The 5,827-nt window shown below is 46.9% G+C and carries 2 protein-coding genes; both read right to left on the bottom strand.

Going from position 1 to position 5,827, the window contains the following annotated elements:
• The coding region (locus KDK19_RS23375) for a hypothetical protein (RefSeq protein WP_257293061.1) at window positions 1-4,873 on the bottom strand (4,873 nt) is incomplete at its 3' end.
• A gap of 239 nt (window positions 4,874-5,112) precedes the next feature.
• On the bottom strand, window positions 5,113-5,827 hold a 715-nt coding region (locus KDK19_RS23370), incomplete at its 5' end, for a hypothetical protein (RefSeq protein WP_257293060.1).

Below are 5,827 nucleotides of genomic sequence, written 5' to 3'. Positions count from 1 at the left end.
CGAAGGCGTAGATATCGGTCAGTATATTTGCCTGTTTCGGCGTGTACTGGAAGGGGCCACCCTCATTTTCGACGGCTTTCTCTGCGGCTTTCAGGACTTCCTTTAATTGCTCTATTTCCGCTGTCCTGAATTCTATTTGTCTGTTTAGACGGTCCTGTTTCTGAGTCAGTTGCAGGATCTTACCGCCAGTACCATCAAGCCCGCCCATTTCTATCTGTTTATTTCTCAAGGCATCAACCCGGTCAGCGTAGCGGGCTGTAGGGGCTGGCTTAAGACCCACGTGATCTTCGATGGCTTTGAGCTTCGCTTCATGAGCCTTCAGGGCTTCTTGTGCTTCTGATGTAATTGCTTTTTTCTGTTCCAGAACTAAATCCAGCACTTCTCTACTGCGCTCAAGCTGGGTTTTAGCTTTCGGATTGATGTCTTTGGAATGGCCAATCGCCTGATTTTTAGTGTCTAAAGCTTCCCGGGCCTGCTTTTCTTCATCCTGTGCATTGGCCAATTCCGTTGCTCTAAAATCGTATTCATGCAGGAACTTCCTGACCTGAGCGTATTGTCTCCTTGTTTCAGGCAATTCGCCCAATGCTTGATCGACTTTATCCCGGCCATGAGAGGCTGTATATTCTCTAATGACTTTAATATGGTCTGCTTCTGACTGATTATCAGGGTCATTCTTAAAAGGGATTTTCAGTTCTTTGATGGTATCTCTCAGTTTCTGAACGGTCTCAACTCGCCTTACTGCATCGTCTTCTTTTTGTAAAAAACGTTCTATGTCGTCTAATAGGTCTTCAGGGGTGTGATTGTCATCCTGAGTCAGGCCCAGCTCGGTGTGAATGTGTTTCATGACCTGATTGAGCGCTGTGATGACTTTATCTGTATCAGGGTGAACGTCATCAGGATGCGCGATTACCACTTGTTTACGATGAACAGCATCGAGTTTGCGACGAAGTTTCTCCAGTTCACTGTTAGCTTTTTCTGTGTCACTTTTGGCTTTGGCTACCTCACGATCAAGAACGTATCGTGGTTTAGGTCCCAGACAAGCCATTAGCCTGTCAAGCTCAGCATTAATGGCTGTGATACGCTCATTAAACTTAGGCCAACCCGCCATAAAAACTGCTTTATTCAGCTGTTGGAGTTTTTCTTTAATGAGATGGGTCTGATCATCTGCAGGGGCATCATCTCTATAGCCCTGAATGCCAAGCTGGTAGGCAATTTCATTATGTATTCCTCTTCTTTTACCTTCATCATCGCAGGGCTTGCTTACTGCATCATCCAATGCCTGAAATCTGGCTTTTAGAACAGCTTTCTGATTATTCAGGCTGGCATCTTTTACAATGTCTATTTTCAGATCATCGGCCAGTTTGGCAACGAAATTCTTGCCTCTTTCTTTAGCTGCAACGTGTTCATTCCTGTCGATGCCCAGCTCATCTTCTATAGCCTTAAGCAACCTTGTCTGTTGTGTTGTGGCTCGCAAATCCGAGTCCATGACATAAAGGCTAAGTCGCTCACTAAGTCTTCGAACCTTGGCTATGCTGTTCGCAGGTGTGAAGTCTTCTTCTCCCCAGAGGGCATTATGTATATCACTCAGTTTTTTTTCGGTAACTTCATCGTCGGCAAGTTTTGCAAGAATCCTGTCAAGTCGTTTTCCTTTGTCATCACTTTCATTGACATTGATCCCGAGTATTTCTTCTACGGCTCTCAGTACATCTTGCGCGTCTTCTTCTGCCCGCTCTCTGGCTTCGCTGATGTATGTCTGAATGTCCCTTGAAATAGCCTGACGACGATAGTACTCATCATCCTCGCTATTGAGTTCCCTCATTTCCAGAGCTTCTTCGACGGCACTCAGTTTATCAAGTACTTCAGGTTTGAATCTGGGGTGGCCTGGTGTTCTGATGTCTTGTAGTACATCTTCCAATTCCGAAAGCGTGGTTATCGGATGGCCTGATACTGAGATGTGTTCCAGTTCTTTTTCGAAATCTGCAAGTCTGTAGAGCCTGAGCTGACGATGTTCTATCAGTTCCTGGCGGTCTTCTAATGTGCTGTCTTCATTCAGTTCAAGGCCAAGAACCGTCGCCATAGCTTCCTGCCTGAGTTTGACGAACGTTTCTTCCTTGGCGGCGTGAGTATTCAGTGTCTGAATTCTCTGAATCAGACGTTTTTGCTGGGTCTCAATATCTTCATTGTCATCAAAGTTCTGAATGTTTAAATGTTTGGCAATGCTTGCAAATCGAGCTTTGGTTGCAGCTATTTTTTCAGCGCCTGTTTTGATGCTCTGTTGCCGAAGGTAATCCTGGTCGACCTGATCTATCTGCTGCCTTAAGTGCTGCCGAATGAGGTCTTGACGGTATGCCATTTGCTCTTCGTCACCCGGAACCAGACCCAGCTGAACTTCAAGGTTAGCCAGTCTATTTCGTATTACCCCTTCGATGAGTTCTGTTTGTTGTTGCAGGTGCTGTTGCAGGTGCTGTTCAATGGACTGAAAGCGAGCTTCCAGATCGTTTTCATTGTTGGGAAAGATGTTGTACTGGCCTTCAACGGCCGCCAGTTTTTCTATTACAGCTTTTTTCCGGGACTTTCCCGATCTTTTGATTTTATGAATGTTCTTTCTGATGAGTCTGGCTTGTTCTTCAAATGGCTCGGTCACAACCCAGTTGCTAATACCAAGCCCTTCTGCCAGTTGAACGTAGTAATCGGTTATGGTCTTTTCTATAGGATCACGAACTTCTCGTCTCAGCGCTGGAGTTCGATCAAGTTCCTGCTGAAGTTCCTGTAGCCAGTTTTTCTGTTTTTTCAGCTTTTGTAAATGCTGAAGATGTTGCTCTCCGAGCTGTTCAATGACAATCAGTCTATTCCAGATTGCCTCATCGGTTAATTTTTCCTTCTGTTGCAGATGCCGTTGAATGGACTGAAAGCGGGCATCCAGATCGTTTTCATTGTCTGGAGCAATACCGAGCTGAACTTCAATAGCGGCGAGGTTTGTTTTTACAGCTTCTTCCTCAGGCTGTTTTGTTGCGGCAACGGCTCTGAAGATTTCATTAAGTTTCCCTGTGATGCGTCTGGCTTGCTCTTTTTGTGGCTGGGTGTCATCCCAGTTAACAATACCAAGCTCTTTTGCAAATTGAGCGTTGTAATGATTACTGGCTTCTTTTCTGGCATCACGAACTTGTTGTTCCAGCTCTGGAATTCGTTTGACTTCCCGCTGAAGTTTCCGTTCCTGGTTTTTCAGATCTTCCAGTTTGACACGAACCTCTGCAAGCTCACCCTCAATGTTCTGATAGTGTCGTTGCGTTGTCAGTTGTTCCTCATCATTGGGGTTGGCTTTATCCATTTCGAGATGGTAAAGCTTTTTGAGCTGGGCGAGTCGTACTTCTTTCGTCTGTAGCTCCTTTTGTCTGCTTTCCCTCTCAAGTATTTGCCTGGTCATGTCGGCACCGCTTTTGCTGGCAAACTCTTCGTCGTAGTCAAAAGCATTGGCCGCCTCGCCGTTGACAATGGACATAAATTCTTTGAGAAAATGCTCGTTAGTCAGAAGATTTCTCAGTGCGGGTTTGAAGCCGAAATGTTTTGCGAGTTGAACCTGAATCCAGGGTGACGTGATAATCGACTCGGCAACTTTGATGTGTCTTATTGCAAGTTGAAATTCATCTGCCGCGTCCGGGGTGGCGCTACTCAATGCCTGCTGGAGAGATTCATAGTCTGCAAGCATCATCAGTTGATCTTCGTCAAGCTCAGCATTGGGATGAGCGGCCAGCTGATTGGCAAACTGATCCAACAGCTCCATCTGCCTGCTGCGAATGACGTACTGGTAGCTTTTGACCTTATATTTGTTAACTCGTGTTGCTGCTGCGGGGGTGCGGTTGTTAAGCCAGGCTTTTACCCAGAGTTTATAGAGGTTTTCTACGAAAGCGATGTCATGCGGATTCTGCTTCTGACCATGGAAAACAATAACCTCCCCCGGAGCTTCTGATACTTCCAGCTTTGGATAACCCGGAGGCACAGGGTAGACCTCTGTATCATCCTCGGCGTGTACAACATAGCCAACGGGTTTGCTGTATGCCAACAGGTCATTAAGAGCCTGCTGTTGTAAATCCTCTCCCAGGACATGAACCTGGATGTAAGCCGAGGCAGCGGCTGTCAGGAGAACCTCATCATTGACAAAGAGTGATTGACCCAGACTTTGCAGTTCAGGGGGCTGATCGCCCGCAGCGATAAGACGCATAAAGGTACGTCCATTCACCTCTACTTTTTCTACTTCAATGCTGGCAAGGGCAACATAGTGATCACTTCTGCCGAGGCTTCCTGCTCTGTCGTCGACACCTTCCAGCAAAAAAGCCAGTTGTAAGGGGGTGGCGATTTTCGTTGACGGTTCCAATGATGGGACGCAACCCAATTGAGCACGAACAGCCGCAATTGAATCCGGGTCGGTCATTCCGCCTCTGACTTCAATGTGCAGTGCCTTTTTGTCCAGATTATGGGTGAACCTGAAGACGCCTTCATCACCCACCTTCAGGACTTTGGTGTATTTCTGAGCAAGGTTATTCTTGCCTGTTTCAAACTGATCAACACTGTAAACACCACCATCAACACCAGAAAGAACTGCTGTAAAGCTCAGAGAAGGAGGGACATAGTCCGTATTTCTTTGAGACTGGTCAGGGTAAGAGGTGGTAAAAGAGTTGGGTATTGGCTGTTGGTCATCACCTAAAGTTGGCTGAACCATGACTTCACTCCGGATAAACTCCGCATGGCCGTCGCTCTGAATATCAATAGATTTTGTCTGAAGCCTGCGATCGGCCTGTGCCTGTGTACCCATCATGGAGGAGCTGATTGCAACGGCCACGGCAAGACTTAATGCATTGGGGCAAGCATTTGTCATTCTACTACCTCGGAGCTGAAAACTTTTATTACCGTGAAAAGTGATTTCCACACCAGGCGAAGAAGCGGCTGTCAATCGCTCATGGCTGTTAGTCGCGTTTTTTCAGGGAAGGAATACATTCATTCATACCTTCTCTCAGGTGGCTGATTGGTTGCCTGATCAGAAAGAAGCCAGTATGTATTCCTTTATACTGGCTTCTTTTGGATAGCTATGGTGGAATCGTCTACCGGTTTCTAATATCAGAGTTCGTTGTGGGTATTCATAATGTCACCCCAATCTTCATCAAAGTCGAACGACTCCGGATCAGCCTGTTTTGGTTGCACGGCTGCAGAGGGGGGCAGAGGCGCTGAAGCTGTTGTCGCTGAAGTTGAAGTGGGTAATGGTTGGGGTTCAATGTCCTCCCATATCTCGTCTTCCTCAAAGTCATCCACTTTTGCAGTTGGCGTTACTTCGGGCACTGTCAATGAAGTCGCCGTTGTGGATTTGGGGGCAGCCGTTACACCCGGGGTCGCCAAGGGTATCTGACTGGTCACGGATGCCTCACCAGCCGAAGAAGTTAGCGTTTTAGCAACAGGTGTCATCGCCACTTCCGGGGGGGTGGCAGTCGGAGTGGTGACTGCGAACTCAAGGTGAAACGTCATACTTGGAGTTATTATCGGTGTTTCATTGGTCACAGATTTGAAAATACCGGTTGTTGCCGATTCCGTGGTTGCTTCACTGACGTTTTCCCATTCATCCCAATCCAACTTCCCCCTCTTCTCATCAGTATCAAGCAGATCGCCTGAAGCTGAAGGTAAAAAGCTTGATTGAGGAGCATTTTTCTCATGATGGACAGGCACTTTCTTGTCACTGCCCTCCTGCCATTCGTAAAAGGCGCCTAAGGTGTAAGAGTAAGGAACACTTTCTGCGTGGGAGAATGACCATTTAGGCACATTTTCCCTGAAGTATCTCTCC

Origin of the sequence: Endozoicomonas sp. ONNA1 (assembly GCF_024606325.1) — a bacterium.
In the GTDB taxonomy this organism is placed as follows: domain Bacteria; phylum Pseudomonadota; class Gammaproteobacteria; order Pseudomonadales; family Endozoicomonadaceae; genus Endozoicomonas_A.
The sequence above is the reverse complement of the archived record's forward strand: the minus strand, read 5'-3'. Positions and strand labels throughout refer to the sequence as shown.